The sequence below is a fragment of the Synechococcus sp. H60.3 genome, assembly GCF_047462295.1.
In the GTDB taxonomy this organism is placed as follows: domain Bacteria; phylum Cyanobacteriota; class Cyanobacteriia; order Thermostichales; family Thermostichaceae; genus Thermostichus.
In genome coordinates, this window is the sequence record NZ_JANSIY010000055.1 from 1 (window position 1) to 16572 (window position 16572).

At 59.5% G+C, this 16572-nt stretch carries 14 protein-coding genes; 5 read left to right on the plus strand and 9 right to left on the minus strand.

The window, feature by feature from the left end:
• From NW841_RS07460 to cysE, 3 genes are all read right to left on the minus strand, one after another.
• Window positions 1-1762: BamA/TamA family outer membrane protein (locus NW841_RS07460; protein ID WP_414385987.1), on the minus strand; the 1762-nt coding region annotated here is incomplete at its 3' end.
• A gap of 186 nt (window positions 1763-1948) precedes the next feature.
• Complete coding sequence (locus NW841_RS07465) at window positions 1949-2293, minus strand: hypothetical protein (RefSeq protein WP_414378512.1); 345 nt, start codon at window positions 2291-2293, stop codon at window positions 1949-1951.
• A 188-nt stretch (window positions 2294-2481) separates the two neighbouring features.
• Window positions 2482-3312: a serine O-acetyltransferase gene (cysE, locus tag NW841_RS07470; RefSeq protein ID WP_414365973.1), complete on the minus strand. Its 831-nt coding sequence runs from the start codon at window positions 3310-3312 to the stop codon at window positions 2482-2484.
• A 186-nt stretch (window positions 3313-3498) separates the two neighbouring features.
• On the opposite strand from cysE, the gene grxD reads away from it, so the two are divergent.
• The 4 genes from grxD to NW841_RS07490 all read left to right on the plus strand — a co-directional run bounded on the left by grxD (window position 3499) and on the right by NW841_RS07490 (window position 6553).
• Window positions 3499-3837 (plus strand): Grx4 family monothiol glutaredoxin, encoded by a 339-nt coding sequence (grxD, locus tag NW841_RS07475; protein WP_414365983.1) that lies wholly within the window; start codon window positions 3499-3501, stop codon window positions 3835-3837.
• Window positions 3838-3844: 7 nt separating this feature from the next.
• Complete coding sequence (locus NW841_RS07480) at window positions 3845-4147, plus strand: BolA family protein (RefSeq protein ID WP_414385988.1); 303 nt, start codon at window positions 3845-3847, stop codon at window positions 4145-4147.
• 39 nt (window positions 4148-4186) lie between these two features.
• Complete coding sequence (locus NW841_RS07485) at window positions 4187-4537, plus strand: phage holin family protein (RefSeq protein ID WP_414365975.1); 351 nt, start codon at window positions 4187-4189, stop codon at window positions 4535-4537.
• A 453-nt stretch (window positions 4538-4990) separates the two neighbouring features.
• Window positions 4991-6553 carry a B12-binding domain-containing radical SAM protein gene (locus NW841_RS07490; protein ID WP_414385989.1) on the plus strand — a complete coding sequence of 521 codons (1563 nt, stop codon included), beginning with the start codon at window positions 4991-4993 and terminating at the stop codon, window positions 6551-6553.
• Between the two features lie 185 nt (window positions 6554-6738).
• Here NW841_RS07490 and topA read toward each other — a convergent pair whose 3' ends face one another.
• On the minus strand, window positions 6739-9492 hold the full coding sequence (gene topA, locus NW841_RS07495; protein WP_414385990.1) for a type I DNA topoisomerase: 2754 nt from the start codon (window positions 9490-9492) through the stop codon (window positions 6739-6741).
• Between the two features lie 200 nt (window positions 9493-9692).
• On the opposite strand from topA, the gene NW841_RS07500 reads away from it, so the two are divergent.
• Window positions 9693-10112, plus strand: a complete 420-nt coding sequence (locus NW841_RS07500) for a VOC family protein (protein ID WP_414365978.1) — start codon at window positions 9693-9695, stop codon at window positions 10110-10112.
• A 177-nt stretch (window positions 10113-10289) separates the two neighbouring features.
• Here NW841_RS07500 and NW841_RS07505 read toward each other — a convergent pair whose 3' ends face one another.
• The 5 genes from NW841_RS07505 to ebsA form a co-directional block, all read right to left on the minus strand.
• The gene (locus tag NW841_RS07505) at window positions 10290-12263 is read right to left on the minus strand and encodes a DNA polymerase III subunit gamma/tau (RefSeq protein ID WP_414385991.1); all 1974 of its coding nucleotides are present in this window, start codon (window positions 12261-12263) and stop codon (window positions 10290-10292) included.
• An 81-nt stretch (window positions 12264-12344) separates the two neighbouring features.
• Window positions 12345-12872, minus strand: coding sequence for a hypothetical protein (locus NW841_RS07510; RefSeq protein WP_414385992.1), 528 nt, complete (start codon window positions 12870-12872; stop codon window positions 12345-12347).
• Between the two features lie 36 nt (window positions 12873-12908).
• Window positions 12909-13562 (minus strand): dephospho-CoA kinase, encoded by a 654-nt coding sequence (gene coaE, locus NW841_RS07515; RefSeq protein WP_414385993.1) that lies wholly within the window; start codon window positions 13560-13562, stop codon window positions 12909-12911.
• Window positions 13563-13652: 90 nt separating this feature from the next.
• A complete protein-coding gene (gene cimA, locus NW841_RS07520; protein ID WP_414385994.1) occupies window positions 13653-15320 on the minus strand; it encodes a citramalate synthase in 1668 nt (555 codons plus the stop codon).
• Window positions 15310-15681: a type IV pilus biogenesis protein EbsA gene (gene ebsA, locus NW841_RS07525; protein ID WP_414366770.1), complete on the minus strand. Its 372-nt coding sequence runs from the start codon at window positions 15679-15681 to the stop codon at window positions 15310-15312. The genes cimA and ebsA overlap by 11 nt, the downstream gene beginning before the upstream one ends.
• Window positions 15682-16572: the final 891 nt, after the last annotated feature.

The following is a 16572-nucleotide window of genomic DNA, read 5'->3' on the forward strand; positions in this document are numbered from 1 at the left end:
CGCTGCCCGGCTTGTTGCGCAGCGCCGCAGGTTTGCCTATGACGGCCTGGCGGCTGCCCAGTTGGGTGCGGTTGGCGGGGATGACCAGTGCCCCCCCGGGGTCGAAATGGGTAAAACGCAACTCCGCCGTCGCCGTGGCAAAGCTGCGACCGGAGCCGACGCCACCCTCAAAAAATCCCCGCACCGAGCTGCCCCCGCCGATGGGGAAAGCGTCGTAGGGAGCCAAGTCGCCAATCGTGGTGCCCGCCCGCACGTCAAAGGCCAGCACCTGCGGTCGTTCGCTGCGGGTCTCGAACAGTTTGACGGGAATGAACTGGCTGTAGCTAGTCTCGAGGCGGTTGGCGTTGAGGCCATTCTCGAAAAGACGTACCGACTGTTCGCTGGAGATGCGAAAGACGGATCCCTGGCTGGGGCTGTTGGGGTTGTCGCGGCTGTCGTTGACGAGGCCGAGCCGCAGGGTGGTGTAGCTGTCTTGGCCGCTGGCGCTGAAGGTAATCGGGTTGCCCAGCACGTCAAAGCGCTCCTGCTCGCCGTTGCTGTTGCGGGCTTCCACAAATTGGATGCGGGTGCCCAAGCTGGCCCGCCAATTGCCCCCAATGGGACGCGAGAAGGTGACGCTGCCGCCCAGCCGGTTGATGCGCACGGGATCCCCGTTGGGCAAGGTCAATCCCTCGTTGAAAACAAAGCTGGAGCTCTGCTGGTTGGAGATGTTGACGTTGTAGGAGGTGGGGATCTCCAACGTGGCAATGCGCGGGTCGGTGAAGTTCAAATCAAACAGAGTTTCGTTGGTGCCCAACTGCACATTGAAGCTGGCGCTCTGGTTGTTGCCGCCCAGGTTTTCCTCGGAGACGCTGAGGCCGGCAAAGACCCCTGTGGCCGAGCTGACGCCGATGGTGCCGCTCAAGGTGCCGGTGCGGCGCTCTTCCACGTTCACCACCACCACCACCTTGTCGGGATCCTGGCCGGGGTTGAGCCCCACATTTACATCCTGAAAGAGGTTGAGGTTGAAAACCGCCTGCAGGTCTTCCTGGATTTGGTTGCGGTTGAACACATCCCCTGGCTTGGACTTCAGCTCGCGGGTGATGATGAAGTCGCGGGTTTTGGTGTTGCCCTGCACGCGAATATCCTCGATCTCCCCTTCGGCAATTTCCAGGGTGAGAGTGCCATCTTCGGAGGAGCGCACATCTGTCACTTTGGCCAGCACGTAGCCCTTGTCGGCATACCACTGCTCAATCTCGGCCACTGCTGCCTGCAGCTTGCCAAAGTTGAGCACCCGCCCTTCTTGGTCGGCAAAGGCCTTCTGGAGCACCTCCGGATCCAAAACTTTTGCCCCTTCCGTGCGCACGGCTTTGAGGGTGGGGTTGGGCTTGACTTCAAAGGTAACTCGCACCCCCAGAGGCGTATCGGAAGGCACCGCCCGCACATCGGCAAAAAAACCGGTGGCAAACACGGCGTTGATGTCTTCCCGCAGTTGGGAACGAGTGGAGACCTCGCCGGCGCGGGTACGGATAACTTTGTAAACCTGCTCGATCAGCTCTGGGTCGTCGGTACCCTCGACCACCACTTCTGCCACCAAAACTTCAACTTCTGGCTCGCCGGCGGCGGGGGTAGGTGTGGGGGTGGGTTGGGCGGGGGCATCGCCACCGGTGCGCAGATCCAGGGTGCCGGGTTGGGGTTGTGCCCAAGCTGCAGCGGTGTGTAGCACCATCCCACAGGTTAGGGCTGAAGCTAGCCAAGGGCAGAGCTGCCTGGAACAATTCATAGGGATCCCTCGCCTCGCACACCACAAAGATTGGAAAGCCGGGCCAAGATTGCGCTAAAACCCTCTGCCGCCCAGCGGTGGACAATTGCCCTGAATTATATCAACCCCCATCCCTGGGGATCCGAGCATTGCCGCGAGCCGGATTGCGGGCTTGGGCAGTCTGAGGTGCAAGCAGCAGCCTCTTCTTTACGGCAGGCGCAGGGATCCCTGGCAGCGCTGGCCACAACTCTGCGGCTCGCCTGCCTCGGCGGCCAAGTTGGCTTGGGAGTTGAGGATAAGGATTGTGATGGGGGCAGGGGGCGGTGAGGGGCTGCTGCGCCAACCCCATCTGCCGGCGAAGTGCTGCGTTGGGGTGTTGGGCACGACGAAGACAATGTTTTGTAGGACATTGCTTTGTAGAGGGGTGGCGCTGTTCTGTCTGCTGTCGAGGAGCACCGTTTGCTCCGGCAGGAGCGTCTGGGCCAGAGCGGCTGGAGCTAGGCCTAGGCAGAGCAGAGCTGCTGCCCCAGAGAGGGGTTTGGCCGACATCATCACCGTTTTCCCCGTAGAGCCGAGATGCTAGCACCCTAGCTCGCCCTGCTGAAATGGCTCCACCCCTTTGCCGCAAAAAGGGTTACGCAACAGGGCAAGCTTCTCCCCTGCGCCTGAGGAAGCTGCGAACTCTGCCCTCTTCCAGGGAAAGCCTCAGAAACTTACGCCCCCATGCGGATACTGCCGAGCTAGTCACCCGCCCCTGAACCATCTGGCTGGGCCCGCTCCCGCTCTTGGCTAAGACGGGCCACCTGGGCTTCCAGCTCTTGAATGCGGTGCAACAACTGCTCGATTGCCCGTCCCACCGGGTCAGGCATGAGGTGGTGATCGAGGTCGATGCCGTGGGCGGGGATGCGGCGTTGATGGGGTGGGATGACCGCTCGACCTGGGATCCCGACTACCGTCATGCCGGGGGCCACATCTTGAATCACCACTGCATTGGCCCCGATGCGGGCTCTGGCGCCGATGCGAACTGGCCCCAGGATCTTCGCCCCTGTGCCCACGATCACCCCATCTTCTAGGGTGGGATGCCGTTTACCTTTGGTCCAAGAGGTGCCCCCCAAGGTAACCCCGTGGTAGAGGGTGACGTCATCGCCAATTTCCGCCGTCTCCCCGATCACCACGCCACAACCATGGTCAATGAAAAAGCGCCGTCCAATCCGGGCTGCCGGGTGGATTTCGATCAACGTAAAGGAGCGAGAAATGAAACTGAGCAAGCGGGCCAGAAAAAAGCAGCGCCGCTGCCACAGCCAATGGGCGATGCGGTGTAGGAAGAGAGCATGTACCCCGGGGTAGGTGAAAAGTACCTCCCAGCGGTTGCGCGCCGCCGGATCCCGCTCGAAGACACAGTCGATGTCTTCCCAGAATTGCTGCCAGAACCCCAGTTTTGGCTCCGGCTTGGCAGAAGAGGAAGAATCACTCCCCCCTGTCTCAGGGCTTTCCACCGCCGACGGCAAGGACTCCGTCCCGCTAACGCGAGAGGACTCTGTCCTGCTGGCGCGAGAGGACTCCGTTAGCATGAATGGCCTCCGGTGAGAAACCTCCACTGCTTCCCCTTCTAGCACTTTTTGTCGTCAGCAGGGGGAGCCCCCGCCAGGCTCCAGGATGCCTGTTGACGCTTTTCGTCAAAAGTGGATGAAAATGAGATTACGATAGGAGCTGAATTTGCCTGTCCCCTGTTGTCGCTAAACTGGCTGGCTACCATGCTGGATCCCCTTTTGGAAGAGAAAATCCGCAACCAGGTTCGTACCCACAAAGTGCTGATTTATATGAAGGGCACCCCAGAAATGCCCCTATGTGGGTTTTCCTACGCTGCCGTTCGCATATTGGATAGCTTGGGCTTCCCCTACACGGCAATTAACGTGCTGGAGGATCCCGAGCTTCGCCAAGGGATCAAAGAGTTTTCCAACTGGCCGACCATTCCGCAAATCTACATTGACGGGGAGTTTGTGGGCGGCTGCGACATCCTCCAAGAGATGCACGCCCGCAACGAGCTGCGCCCCCTGGTGGAGGCGGCTTTTGCCAAGGCCAGCACTCAATCTTGAAGATCCCATGCTCACCCCGAACCGCCTTCGGCAGCTCCTGGCCGAGAAGCTACAGGCCACCTACGCCTATGTAGAGGACGAATCCCACCGCCACGCTGGCCATAGGGGACGGCAGCAGGGATCCGGGGGGCACTACCGCGTGCAGGTGGTGTCGCCTCTGTTTGCCGGCAAAACTTCTCTGCAACGACACCGCTTGGTGTACGCCGCTCTGGCTGAGGAGATGGGGCAGAGTATCCATGCTTTGGCGTTGCAAACTTACAGCCCGGAAGAGGTGTCGGCAGCCGGGATCCCTCAGGATTGGATAGCATAGAGGGCGAAATGGCTGCCCCGGCGGGGTAAGGGAGGAAGTATGGCAGCTCTTTTGGCCACCTGGCTGATGTCGGCCTTGAGCGTGATGATTTTGGCTTGGCTTTTGCCCGGGATCCACGTCTCCGGGTTTGGAGGTGCCTTGGTAGCGGCACTGGCTATTGGGCTAGTCAACAGCTTGGTGAAGCCGTTTCTGCAGTTGATCACCCTGCCGATTACAATCCTGACGCTAGGTTTGTTTTGGCTGATTTTAAACGGCATCTGCTTAGCCATTGCCGACTTCTTGGCCGGAGATGCTTTCAACATCGACAACTTTGGTTGGGCGTTTGTCGGTGCCATTGTGCTCTCCCTCGTCAGCGGCTTGGTTCAGCGCATCTTCGAGCAAGCCAGCTAGGCTTGAATTTCTCGTGAAGGGATAAAACCTTTCCGCATCCTGTGATCCAGCAAGCGACTGGTTAGGATCCCTCCTAGCCAGGGAGGTGTTTCCATACTTGGCTTAATGCTGGAAAATCCATTATAGGTAGGTTTCAACTCTGAACCAAGAACTGGGATATTCGTGCGCTCGCACAAGCCGGGATAAAGTCCTGCCAGGCCACCTCGAACCTCTCTTCAGCAAGATTGTATCCCGCTAGCCCTCTATCTTTGTTGCTGACAACCACAGCCACTCGAAATAGGAAACAGCACGCCAGGGTTATTGCAAATCGCATCCAAACTGCTTGTTGTGTAGATCTCCAGCTCCTTTTTTTGTAGAGATGGTTGCAGCAGTGCAGAGGGCCAGAGGAGAGTTTTTAACTTGCTTGGAACGGCCCGTGTTAGATCAGAATCTACAATTTAGGAGCTGACGGGTATGAAGGCGTTGTTGCTCTATCCTCGCTTTCCCCAATCTTTCTGGTCATACAATCGCACCATTGAGATGGTGGGTCTGAAAGCACTGATGCCACCTCTGGGCTTGATCACAGTTGCCGCTCTGTTGCCCCAGGACTGGGAGCTTCGCTTTGTGGATCGCAATGTTGCCCCCGAAACGGAAGCCGATTGGCAGTGGTGCGACCTGGTGATCCTGTCGGCCATGCTGGTGCAGAAGCAGGATTTTCACGCCTTAATTCGCAAAGCTGTGCAATTGGGTAAAAAGGTGGCAGTGGGAGGGCCCTATCCCACTTCTCTGCCCCAAGATGCTCTCGACTCTGGAGCCCACTACCTGGTTTTGGACGAAGGGGAAGTGACCATACCGGCTTTTGTCAAGGCTCTAGAATCTGGGCAAGAAGTGGGCATTTTTCGAGCCACAGAAAAGCCAGATGTCACCCAAAGCCCTCTGCCGAGATTTGACCTGATGCGCATGGATCAATACTTCATGATGTCAGTGCAATTCTCGCGGGGTTGCCCCTTTAATTGCGAGTTTTGTGACATCATCTCTCTTTATGGACGCAAGCCCAGAACCAAAGAGCCAAGCCAAATGCTTGCCGAGCTGCAAGCCCTCTACGACCTGGGCTGGCGTGGCTCGGTCTTTGTGGTGGATGACAACTTTATCGGCAACCAGCGCAATGTCAAGCGATTTTTACGCGAGCTGATCCCGTGGAGCAAGGAGCGCAACTATCCATTTACCTTTATGACAGAGGCTTCTGTCAACCTAGCTGAAGATGAAGAGTTGATGCAGTTGATGGTAGAAGCGGGGTTCTATGCGGTCTTTCTGGGTATTGAGACCCCAGACCAAGACAGCTTACAGATGACTCAAAAGCTACAGAATACCCGCCACCCCCTGGTAGAGGCTTGTCGCAAGATCAACGATGCTGGGCTGTTGATCTACGCCGGGTTTATTCTGGGCTTTGACGGAGAGCGGCCAGGTGCGGGGGAGCGCATTCAGGCTTTTGTCGAGCAGACCGGTATTCCTCAGCCGATGTTGGGCATTTTACAGGCTCTACCCAACACTCAACTGTGGAATCGCCTCAAAAAAGAGCAGCGGTTGCTGGAGGGAATTGGCGTCACCGAATTTGGGGATCAAAACACGCTGATGAACTTTATTCCCACCCGTTCTCCATCTGAAATTGCCCGGGAATATCTGGAGAGTTTTTGGAAGTTGTATGAGCCGGCGCGATATCTCTCTCGTTGTCTGCGACAATGCCTGAATATAGGGGTTAAAGCAGGCCGGCGACAAGTGATGAGGCTGCCCCTTCAGAAAGGGATCCACCTCCTTCTCCAGCTCATTTGGCAACAAGGGATCCGCCACCCGCAAATTCGCGCCCAATTTTGGCGACAACTGTGGACAATTTGGCGGCGCAAGCCCAGCCTGCTGAACCTGTATTTGGGTTTGTGCGCGGCAGGGGAACACTTTTGGGAGTACCGGGAGTTGGCCCGCGCTCGCCTCAGCCAGCAACTAGGATACGATCCGTTGCTTGCCGACTCATCGTCAGGATAAATGCGACGACGACAGTTTGCAGCACTGGGGCTGGGATCCCTCTGGGCCCTTCAGGGAGGCTCTCGCTGGGGTGGGGTTCCCTGAACGGCTCTTTTGTCTTGAATCCGCAGCCCTAACATCTGCACCGGCTCCTTACTCCACCCAAAGCAGGGGGTCTGGTGCCATCCCAGCCTGAGAAGCTGTCCTCAGGAGCTAGCTTTGGGAGTGACCTTCAAAATGGTGGAACGGGATCTAGACGGAGCTGAACCATTCGCCTGGGGCTCCTTGGCCATCCCACCGCCGGTGGAAGCTGCTTGTGCTCCGCGCCGCTGCCGCAGTCCAGCCGCCTCGGCCTGCTGGCCTGTCATGCTGGCCTTCATTTTGGCTTTGCTGGTTGAGAGGGCTTTCCCTTTGACAGAAGAACCTTCTTTTTCGGCCAACACCTGCAGGGCCATTTCCAGGGTGACTGCTTCGGCAGGGATCTCCTTGGGCAAAGAAGCATTGACCTTGCCGTGTTTGACATACAGCCCGTAGGGGCCGTCGTGCAAAGTGACCGCTTCGCCATCCTCAGGATGGGATCCCAGCTCGCGCAGGGGTTTGGCCGAGCCGCGCCCACGGCCTTTTTTGGGCTGGGCCAGCAGCTCCAGCGCCCGCTCCAAGCTGATGGTCAGCACATTCTCATCGGCAGGCAGCGAGCGGAAATCCCCGTCGCAGACCACGTAGGGGCCGAAGCGGCCAATCCCTGCTTGCACCTTCTTCCCCGACTCTGGGTGCTCCCCCAACGTGCGCGGCAGGCTGAGCAGCCCAAGGGCAATCTCAGGGGTGACCTCCTCCGGCTTCAGCCCTTTGGGGAGGGAGGTGCGCTTGGGCTTTTTGTTCTTCTCCGACACTTCCCCCAACTGCACATAAGGGCCGTAGGGACCCTGGGGAATCACGTAGACCGGCTCTTGGGTTTCCGGGTGGAAGGCGATGGGCTTGGAACCTTCCTGCTTGCGCCGAATGAGTTCCTCGATGTGTTCGGCGCTGAGATCGGCGGGGGGAATATCCTCCGGCAGGTTGGCGCGCACCTCTCCCGATTCAGTCTCTACCGACACATAGGGGCCGTAGGGGCCAATGCCGATCTTGACAGGCAGGTTCTCCAGGTGAATGGAGCGGGCCAGGCCGGAGTCGATTTCCAACTCGCGCGCCTTCACCTGGCCTTCTAGACCCTGCTCTCCCAGAAAGAAGTGGCGCAAATAGGGCAGCCAGTCTGCCTGGCCAGAAGCGATGTCATCGAGGGTTTGCTCCATCTCGGCGGTGAAGCGGGTGTTCACTAAGTTGGGAAAGTATTTTTCCAGTAGCTCGGTAACCGCAAAGGCTGTGTAGGTGGGCACAAGAGCGTTCCCCATCGACCTCACGTAGCCACGGCTCATGATGGTGTTCAGGATGGTGGCGTAGGTGCTGGGGCGGCCAATCCCCTCACTTTCCAACACTTTGACCAGGGAAGCCTCCGTAAAGCGAGGCGGCGGCTGGGTTTCGTGGCCCACCGGCTCCAACTGCAGGCAGCTCAAGGGATCCCCCTGCCGCAACAGGGGCAGATGCACTTCCCGATCTTCCAAAGCCGCCTCTGGGTCGTCGGATCCCTCCACATAGGCGCGGAAGAAGCCGGGAAAATCGATGCGCTTGCCACTGGCCCGAAACACCGCATCATCCACCGTGATGAGCACAATGGTGTGGGTCTGTCGTGCCTCGGCCATTTGGCTAGCGACAGTACGCTTCCAGATCAGGTCGTAGAGGGCTAGCTCCTGCCCTGTGAGGGGGGTTTGGCTGGGCAGGCGAAATTCTGACCCGGCGGGACGAATGGCCTCGTGGGCTTCTTGCGCCCCCTTGGTTTTGGTGGTGTACTGCCGAGGTTCGGGGCTGAGGTACTCCTTGCCGTACATCGACTCCACGCAGGCGCGGGCAGCGCGGATGGCCTGTTCCGACAGGTGTACCGAGTCGGTACGCATGTAGGTGATGTAGCCCTCTTCATAGAGCTTTTGGGCGATGCGCATCGTCTGCTGAGCCGACAGGCGCAGCTTGCGGTTGGCCTCCTGTTGCAGCGTGGAGGTGGTAAAAGGAGGGGCGGGCTTGCGGGTGGAGGGGCGTTCTTCAACCGAGCTGACGACCCAAGCTTTCCCCAGCAGGCGATCCCGTAGGGCCTCGGCCTGGGCTTGATCCAACAGCACCACATCCCGTCCGGCCATGAGCTGCCCGGTGCTGGGATCGAAGTCTTGTCCGCTGGCCAGACGTTTGCCGCCCAGGCTCACCAGCTCTGCCGGGAAGGAGGCCGCTTGGCCTGCTGTCCTCGGTTGCAAATCCGCTTTCAGATCCCAGTAGGTGGCTTTTTTAAAGGCGCGCCGCTCCCGCTCCCGATCCACCAAGAGCTTCACCGCCACCGATTGCACCCGACCTGCCGAGAGTTTGGGGGCAATTTTTTTCCACAGCAGCGGCGACAGAGTGTAACCCACCAGGCGATCCAAGATGCGGCGCGTCTCTTGGGCCCGCACCAGTTGCTCGTCCACCTCACGGCAATTTTGCAGCGCCTCCTGAATGGCCTCGCGGGTGATCTCATGGAACACCATGCGGCGGGTGGGCACCTTGGGCTGCAGCACCTGTTGCAGGTGCCAACTGATACTTTCCCCCTCCCGGTCTTCGTCAGTGGCCAGAATCAGCTCGTCGGCTTTCTTGAGCGCCTCCTTCAGCTCTTTGACTACCTTTCTTTTGTCCTTCGGGATCACGTAGAGAGGCTCGAAGTTGGCGTGGACATTGACTCCGAGACGGCTCCACTCTTCTCCCTTCACCTCCTCAGGAATGTCAGAGGCCGACTCCGGCAGATCGCGTACATGTCCCATCGAGGCTTGCACCTCATAGCCGGCGGGCAAGAAGCCGCGGATGGTACGGGCTTTGGTGGGAGATTCGACAATGACCAGCTTGGGCATGATGATGTTGACTAGAAGGAATCGACTGAAGGTGGTGAGCCTCCCGACCCAGGGGTACGGCGGATCAGCGCCCACAATCGGGTCTACCTATGGATCCATCGCTGCTTCTTCTGGAGCCTAGCAAGTCTGCTTGCGCTTGGCTAGCGGTTCTGGGCGGTTGACCTGGGCAGTCTGCTCCTATTCGACCTCTTAGCACAACCATGAAGCTGCATCACTTTTCTATTCGCACCGCCGATATTTTTCGCTCCATCGCCTTTTACGAGGGGCTGGGCTTTGTGGTGGAAGAACGGTTTACTGCCGGGATCACCTTAGCCTGTTGGATGCACAGCCCCTGGGGTCGCCTGGAGCTGATGCAGGTGCCGCAGCCCCATCCCGCGCCGGATCCTTTCGGGGATCCTCACTATGTAGGCTACTACCATCCCTCTTTGGAGATTGGCCCTGAATGGGGATCCCTGGCCGACTATCTGCAGCATCTGGAGGCGCAGGTGCCCCTCACCTTGCTGTTGCCGCCGCAACGCCAGCAAATTGGCGGCCAAGTCTATGAGGTAGCGTTCATCGCCGATCCCGATGGCCTGCCGATCGAGCTCATCCGCCCCCAGGGATCCCCAGGATTAGAATAAGGTTTGCCCCGACGCAGGGCTCCAGGGAATATCTCCTTAATTGATCGAACGAGCGGATGCGGGTGGAGGCGGTCGCTCTCTCTAGCTGAGCTGGCCCTTAGGGATCCCAGCGCTAGAGGCGTTCCTTGGCGGGCCAGCAAAAGCGGCAGGGGCAAAACCAGCGCCCCAAAATAGTGCCTAGAAAGGCAGCTCCTCCTCTTCGGGGGCTAGGGGGGACTCGGTTGCCGGCGGGCCGTAGGTTTCACCCAGATCCGGGGCTCCTTCTGCCTCCAGGCTCTCGAGAGCGGACAGTTCTGCCGTCGCCTCCTCGGGCGAGGTCAGGATCCCTTGCAAATCTATCAGGCTGCCGTTGAAATGGTCGGCAAACCGACGGGCCACCTCCGCCAGCTCATGGGCCAGGTCGTAGGAGGGTGGCCTTGCGGTTTGCACCACTGGGGCAGTAGATTGCGGGGCCCTCAGCTCCGCCTGTCTTGGAAGAGGGAGCTCGGGGGAAGGAGGGCTGCTCTCCAACCTTGGGTCACGGGCCGCAGCTGGGCCAGCATGCCCCTCCCGTAGGCGAGGCGGTGGCTGTACCACCAGCTTCAGCCGCACCGGGCGCCGCAGCAGGTTGTAAAGAGCAGAGTGTACCTCGGCTTCTTTGCTGCGCACTTTCTCCACCAGGCCCTTATTGGGAAAAGCAAGGGTAATTTCTAAGGTCTCCGTCCCATCGAGCCAAACAAGAGCCTCCTGCTGCAAATGGCCGGATGCCAATAGCCCTCGCGTGATGGGGCGGAGGTTTTCAAGAAACTGCTCCCAGCGGGGCCGCAACACCTGGGCAGGCGCCGGATCCTTTGCCTTTTCCGGAGGGAGCGGCTCTTGTGGGCTGGGTCCTTGCGGCAGGGGCGTCAAGTCCCCTGCTGGGCTAGGGGAAGGGGTGAAGGACTCTGGGGTGGCTGTTGCTGTAGCCCTCTGCTTTTGTTCTGCTGGGGTGCGAGGGGGGACATCGACACTTTTCTCAGCAGAAGGTAAGCCCGCAGAGGCAAGGGGGATCGCGGCGCTGGCTGCAGCCCCTGTGCGCAGCTGGCCCAGCAGATCCAGCAGAGCAATTTCCAGCCAAAGCTGGGGTTGCCCGCTCTGGCGAATTTGCGGCTCGCACTGGCGCAGATGGCTCTGGGCCGCCAGCAGCATCTCCACCGAGTAGCGAGGGGCCCGCTGTTGCAAGGCTGCCCAGGTGGGATCCGTTACCGCTGCCAACTGCCGCTGCTGGGGGGCCGTCTTGGCCAGGAGCAGATCCCGGTAAAAAGCCACCAGGTTCTGCAGCACCACCAGGGGCTCTTTGCCCCGCTCCAGCAATTGCCGCGTTTGAGCCAGCACCCCCTCTACATCCTGGGCCAGCAGGGCATCCGTCAACTCCAAAAGCTGCCGTTCCGGGATCCCGCCCACCAGATCCCAGACAACTTCTGGGGTGATGGATCCCTCCAGCAAGCTAAGCTGATCCAGCAGCCGTTCGGCATCCCTTAGCCCCCCCTGGGCAAGCTGGGCCACCAGCTGCAAGGCTTCTGCCGTGATGGGGATCCCTTCCTGGGCGGCGATCTGGCCCAGGTGGGTCACCATGTCCTCGAGGGGGATGCGGCGGAAGTCAAAGCGCTGGCAGCGGGAAACGACGGTGGGCAGAACCCGCTGCGGGTCGGTGGTGGCCAGGACAAACACCACGCGGGGGGGCGGCTCTTCCAGGGTCTTCAGCAAAGCGTTGAAGGCGGCATTGCTGAGCATGTGGCACTCGTCGATGACATAGACCTTGTAGCGGCTATTTACCGGCGCAAACTGGGCCCGCTCGATCAGCTCGCGGATGTTGTCCACGCCGGTGTTGCTGGCCGCGTCGATCTCAATCACATCTAAAGAAGAGCCGGCGGTGATGGCGCGGCACTGGCTGCACACCTGACAGGGATCCGGTGTTGGCCCCTGCTCGCAATTTAAGGACTTGGCTAGAATGCGGGCGCTGGAGGTCTTGCCCGTGCCGCGCGGACCACAGAACAAGTAGGCCGGCGCCACCCGGTTTTGCCGGATGGCATTGGCCAAAGTCTGCACCACCGCCCCTTGGCCCACCACATCGGCAAAACGCTGCGGGCGGTATTTCAGATGCAGGGGTTCGTACTTGCCAGCGGCGGCCATTTCCGAAGATCTCCGAGCAAGCAGCGCCCCAGCCGAGACCGCTATCGCCGGGCGATGCGGAGGCAATCCCAGAGGGCTCCCCTATTCTGCCCCTTGCCCCTCAGGAGCGACGCTGGGTGATGCCACCTCCTGGGTGGGTAGAGCTTTTGGCCGCCGGCCGTTGGGATCCCGGCGGCGCAGGAGAGCTATCCGGGGCAGCTGCAGCTTCCAGCGGGGGGCATCCAGTTGGTCCACGTGCTGCAGGCGGTAGCTGAGCTGGTACAGCTCCCTCTTGAGCCGACGATTTTCCGCCTGAATGGCGGCGATGCGCTCGCGGATGGGTTGCAGGCGGGCCTGCAGCTTACGTCGGTAGAGCTCTGGTAGCTCCTGGATCATCTGCTCCAGCACCTGCTTTTCTTGGTAGAGCTGCTCGATCTCGGCCTCATAGCTGCGAATTTGCCGCTGTTGCTTTTCTTGGCGCAGCTCCAAAAGATCGATCTGGCTCTGCAGCAGGCGGTTGCGCTCCCTCAACGCCTCGATCTCCTGCTCCCGCGCCGCCAGCGCTTGCACCCACCAGGACTCTGCCCTGCTATCGCCAACAGGCTCGCCGCCGCAAATCGTTTCTTGCATCGACTCTTCCTCAACCCACCATCCCCATCCGCTACTCTATCCAGCCTGCTGGGGCGAGGCCAGGGGTTTCTGGGAAGCCAGCGCTTGCTGCACCTGGGCTTCCAGCTCTGCCAGGGATCCAGAATTGTCCAGCACTACATGGGCGCGACGGGCCTTTTCCTCTAGGGGCCCCTGGCTGGCCAGGCGAGCTTCAATTTCTGCTGGCGTCAGCAGGGGATCCCGCTGGGCCAGGCGCTGCCGCTGCTGCTCAGGGGTACAGGTCACCACCCAGATCTCGCTGACCCAGTTTTCCATGTGGGCCTCAAACAGCAGCGGGATCATCAGGCAAACGGTGGGAGGGCCGTCCTTTTGAGGATGTTGCACCCCTTGCGGCGCAGAGGCTCCGTGAGACTGGAGAAACTCCCGCAGCCGCGCTTTGACAAACGGGTGAATCTGGGCTTCTAGCCAGGCCCGCTCGGCGGCATCGGCAAAGATAATCTGCCCTAACTGGCGGCGATCCAGCTCTCCAGAGGGAGCCCGGATGGCCTGGCCATAGCGCTGCAGCACCCGCTCGCGGATGGGGGATCCCACCGCCAAGGCCTGGCGGGCCATCTGATCCGCATCGGCCACCGGGATCCCGTGCCGTTCCAAGATGCGGGCCACTGTGGATTTACCGGTGGCTATGCCGCCCGTCAAGCCGATGATTCTCATGGGAGCTGTACGATTTCACACAAGTTAGAGCCAGCCTCTCACCCCCGGCCCCTCTCCCTCTGGGAGAGGGGAGATGGTTGCAGATCCCCCTCAAGGAGAGGCCATCTGGGCAGAGGCTGGGGAAAGGCAAGGTGCTGTCAAGAGACTATACTCTAAGCCTTCCACCAAGGCCCGGCAGGAGGCTTCGATGATGTTGGTGGAAACTCCCACCGTGGTCCAGCGGCGGTGGCCATCGCTGAACTCCACCAGCACCCGCGTTTTTGCCGAGGTGCCGGCCCGCCCATCCAAGATGCGCACTTTGTAGTCGGCCAGGTGAATCCCTTCCAGTTGGGGGTAGAACTCCAGCAAGGCTTTGCGCAGCGCCCCATCCAAAGCCGCCACCGGCCCATTGCCTTCCGCTGCCGTTACCCGCGTCTGCCCTTGCACCGCAATCTTCACCGCCGCCAAGGACTGCACATCCCCCGCCTCACCACTGGGATCCCAGTCTTTGCTGCTCCAGTCGGAGCGGGTAGTGGTGCTGACATTAAAGCTAAGCACCTCAAATGGATGCAAGCGCTGACCTAACAGCTCCCGCACCAGCAGCTCAAAGCTGGCCTCAGCCGCCTCAAACTGATAGCCCTGCAGCTCCAGGGTCTTCAACCGCTCTAGGATCAAGCGGGCTTGGGGATCTGACTTGTCCAGCCGGATCCCGAAGCCGGCCACTTTGCTGAGGATATTGCTCAGCCCCGCTTGTTCCGAAACCACGATGCGCCGGCAGTTGCCCACCTGCTCCGGGGCAATGTGCTCGTAGGTGAGGGGGTTTTTCTGGACGGCGCTAACGTGGATCCCGCCCTTGTGGGCAAAGGCCGACCGGCCCACAAAGGGGGCATGGTCATCCGGAGCCAGGTTGACCACCTCGCTGATGGCGCGGGAGATCTCCGTCAGGTGTTGCAGCTTCCCTTCCGGCAGACAGCGGTAGCCCAGCTTTAGTTGCAGGTTGGGGATGACGCTGCACAGGTCGGCGTTGCCACAGCGCTCCCCATAGCCGTTGATGGTGCCTTGCACCATGCGCGCCCCCGCCTGGACTGCCGCCAGGGCATTGGCCACAGCAGTGCCGGAATCGTTGTGGGTGTGGATCCCCAGGGGCAAATGCCCCAGGTGATGGGACTCGGCCAAGACGGCTGCGGTGATGGCGGCAATCTCGGGGGGCAGGGATCCGCCGTTGGTATCGCAGAGAACCAGCCACTCTGCCCCCGCTTCTGCCGCCGCCACGAGGGTTTGCAGGGCGTAGTCGGAGTTATGGCGATAGGCGTCGAACCAGTGCTCAGCATCGTAGATCACCCGTCGCCCCTGGGAGCGCAAATAGGCGATGGTATCCCGGATCATGGCCAGGTTTTCGGCCAAGGTGGTGCCCAGCCCCTCAGTCACATGCAGATCCCAAGACTTGCCGAACACCGTCACGTAGCGGGTGCCCGCTGCCAAGATGGCCTGCAGCAGGGGGTCGTCAGCCGCCCGCCGCCCCGGCTTGCGGGTGGAGCAAAAGGCCACCAGCTCCGCCTGCTCCAGAGGCTCTTCCCGCAGTTGCCAGAAAAACTGCACATCCTTGGGATTGGCCCCCGGCCAGCCCCCCTCGATAAACGGGATCCCCAGGCGATCCAGCAGCTTGGCGATCTGGATCTTGTCTTGCAGTGATAGCGATAGCCCCTCCCGCTGCGCCCCATCCCGCAGGGTGGTGTCGTAGAGGGTGACGGCAACCGGAGAATTGGCGTCAGTCTTCATACCGCATCAGCTTTTTGTAAAAGGCAGTGGTGAAATCCGGCGGTTGTCCACGCTGCACCAGTGTTACGACATCGATTAGGTAATCCACAAACTCGTAGTTGGCGATGGAGAGCTGGTAAGTGAGCTCAGCATCCTGATCGAAGATCACTTGCACCACGGTCAGATCGGAGGGCAACGGCGACGTGTGCCAACTGGCCAGGAAACGCACAGGTTTGTCTCCCTCGATGGCCCTCTGTCCTTCCAGGCTGCCTTTTTTGTAGAGGCCCACCGCAAGAGCTAGGTGTTGCCGGCGCGCGACGGCGTAATAGGGCTGATAGATGGCTACTTCTGCCGGAGCGGCAGGTTCAAGTTGCAAAGCCATGGCGGCAAGAGGAGAGAACCGTTGATTGCAGTAGAGAACCCAACAGAAGGCCCACTGCGATCTAGCCTACCGCGTTGGTGGGCCACTGGCCTAGGGATAGATTGACCTCATTGTCTCCTACATACCGGTCAGAGTATAGTAAAGTGGATACCCAAATCTAGTTTCGACTCTGAAACAGTGTCTGCTCTGTCTACCCAGTACCTCTCTGTAAGGGAAGCTTCAGAAATCTTAAACTGCTTAGAACAATAGGTGCGGCGACTACTCCGAGGCGGCGAAATCAGCAGGGAAAAATCGGCAGTCAGTGGACTGTAGCATCAGAGTTTGCAGAGAACTACTGCGTTAAGAGAGTAAGGTACAGACTCAAAAGTAACCGATCACAGTTGACGCTCGTTTAGCTAGCCTCAGCTAAAAATCCTGAGTTTTTTCTGGCTGTATGGGTCTAGAAGAAGACATTCAGGTAATACTTGCTTGTGAAGTTGATCCAGCCACTTACGGTGTTCTGCCGTAAGTTTGGGAATCCGAGCGCTGATAACGGTACTGACAATCATGCCAGCGATTGTCTTTGTAGACTTCAATACTCATTTCGAAATTCTATTTTCGTAGCCATTATTATACCTCTTTATCCACTTTTCAGCCACCTCCTTCTCTTTTCTGGCATTTATCTCCGAACAAAGTTCTGGGTCTCTGTAGCAGGCTCTAAGAATAGTTCGGTGGGCCTCAAGAGTTTGCCGATTCTTTTGAGAGAGGGTAATTTCAAAAAATTTTAGAAGTTCTTCCTCGAAGTTATTGCGAATGATATCGTTGAGGGTAACAGGTATCTCAGGTCTCTCCCGTAGCTCATAGCAATCGGCTTAGGTACCTAATATCGAAACTGGGCAGCGGGATATCCTT

Excerpts from the sequence above, each read along its gene's own strand:
- NW841_RS07465 (WP_414378512.1), bottom strand. The coding sequence starts at position 2,293 with ATGATGTCGGCCAAACCCCTCTCTGGGGCAGCAGCTCTGCTCTGCCTA.
- cysE (WP_414365973.1), bottom strand. The coding sequence starts at position 3,312 with ATGCTAACGGAGTCCTCTCGCGCCAGCAGGACAGAGTCCTCTCGCGTT.
- NW841_RS07480 (WP_414385988.1), top strand. The coding sequence starts at position 3,845 with ATGCTCACCCCGAACCGCCTTCGGCAGCTCCTGGCCGAGAAGCTACAG.
- NW841_RS07485 (WP_414365975.1), top strand. The coding sequence starts at position 4,187 with ATGGCAGCTCTTTTGGCCACCTGGCTGATGTCGGCCTTGAGCGTGATG.
- NW841_RS07490 (WP_414385989.1), top strand. The coding sequence starts at position 4,991 with ATGAAGGCGTTGTTGCTCTATCCTCGCTTTCCCCAATCTTTCTGGTCA.
- topA (WP_414385990.1), bottom strand. The coding sequence starts at position 9,492 with ATGCCCAAGCTGGTCATTGTCGAATCTCCCACCAAAGCCCGTACCATC.
- NW841_RS07500 (WP_414365978.1), top strand. The coding sequence starts at position 9,693 with ATGAAGCTGCATCACTTTTCTATTCGCACCGCCGATATTTTTCGCTCC.
- NW841_RS07505 (WP_414385991.1), bottom strand. The coding sequence starts at position 12,263 with ATGGCCGCCGCTGGCAAGTACGAACCCCTGCATCTGAAATACCGCCCG.
- NW841_RS07510 (WP_414385992.1), bottom strand. The coding sequence starts at position 12,872 with ATGCAAGAAACGATTTGCGGCGGCGAGCCTGTTGGCGATAGCAGGGCA.
- coaE (WP_414385993.1), bottom strand. The coding sequence starts at position 13,562 with ATGAGAATCATCGGCTTGACGGGCGGCATAGCCACCGGTAAATCCACA.
- cimA (WP_414385994.1), bottom strand. The coding sequence starts at position 15,320 with ATGAAGACTGACGCCAATTCTCCGGTTGCCGTCACCCTCTACGACACC.
- ebsA (WP_414366770.1), bottom strand. The coding sequence starts at position 15,681 with ATGGCTTTGCAACTTGAACCTGCCGCTCCGGCAGAAGTAGCCATCTAT.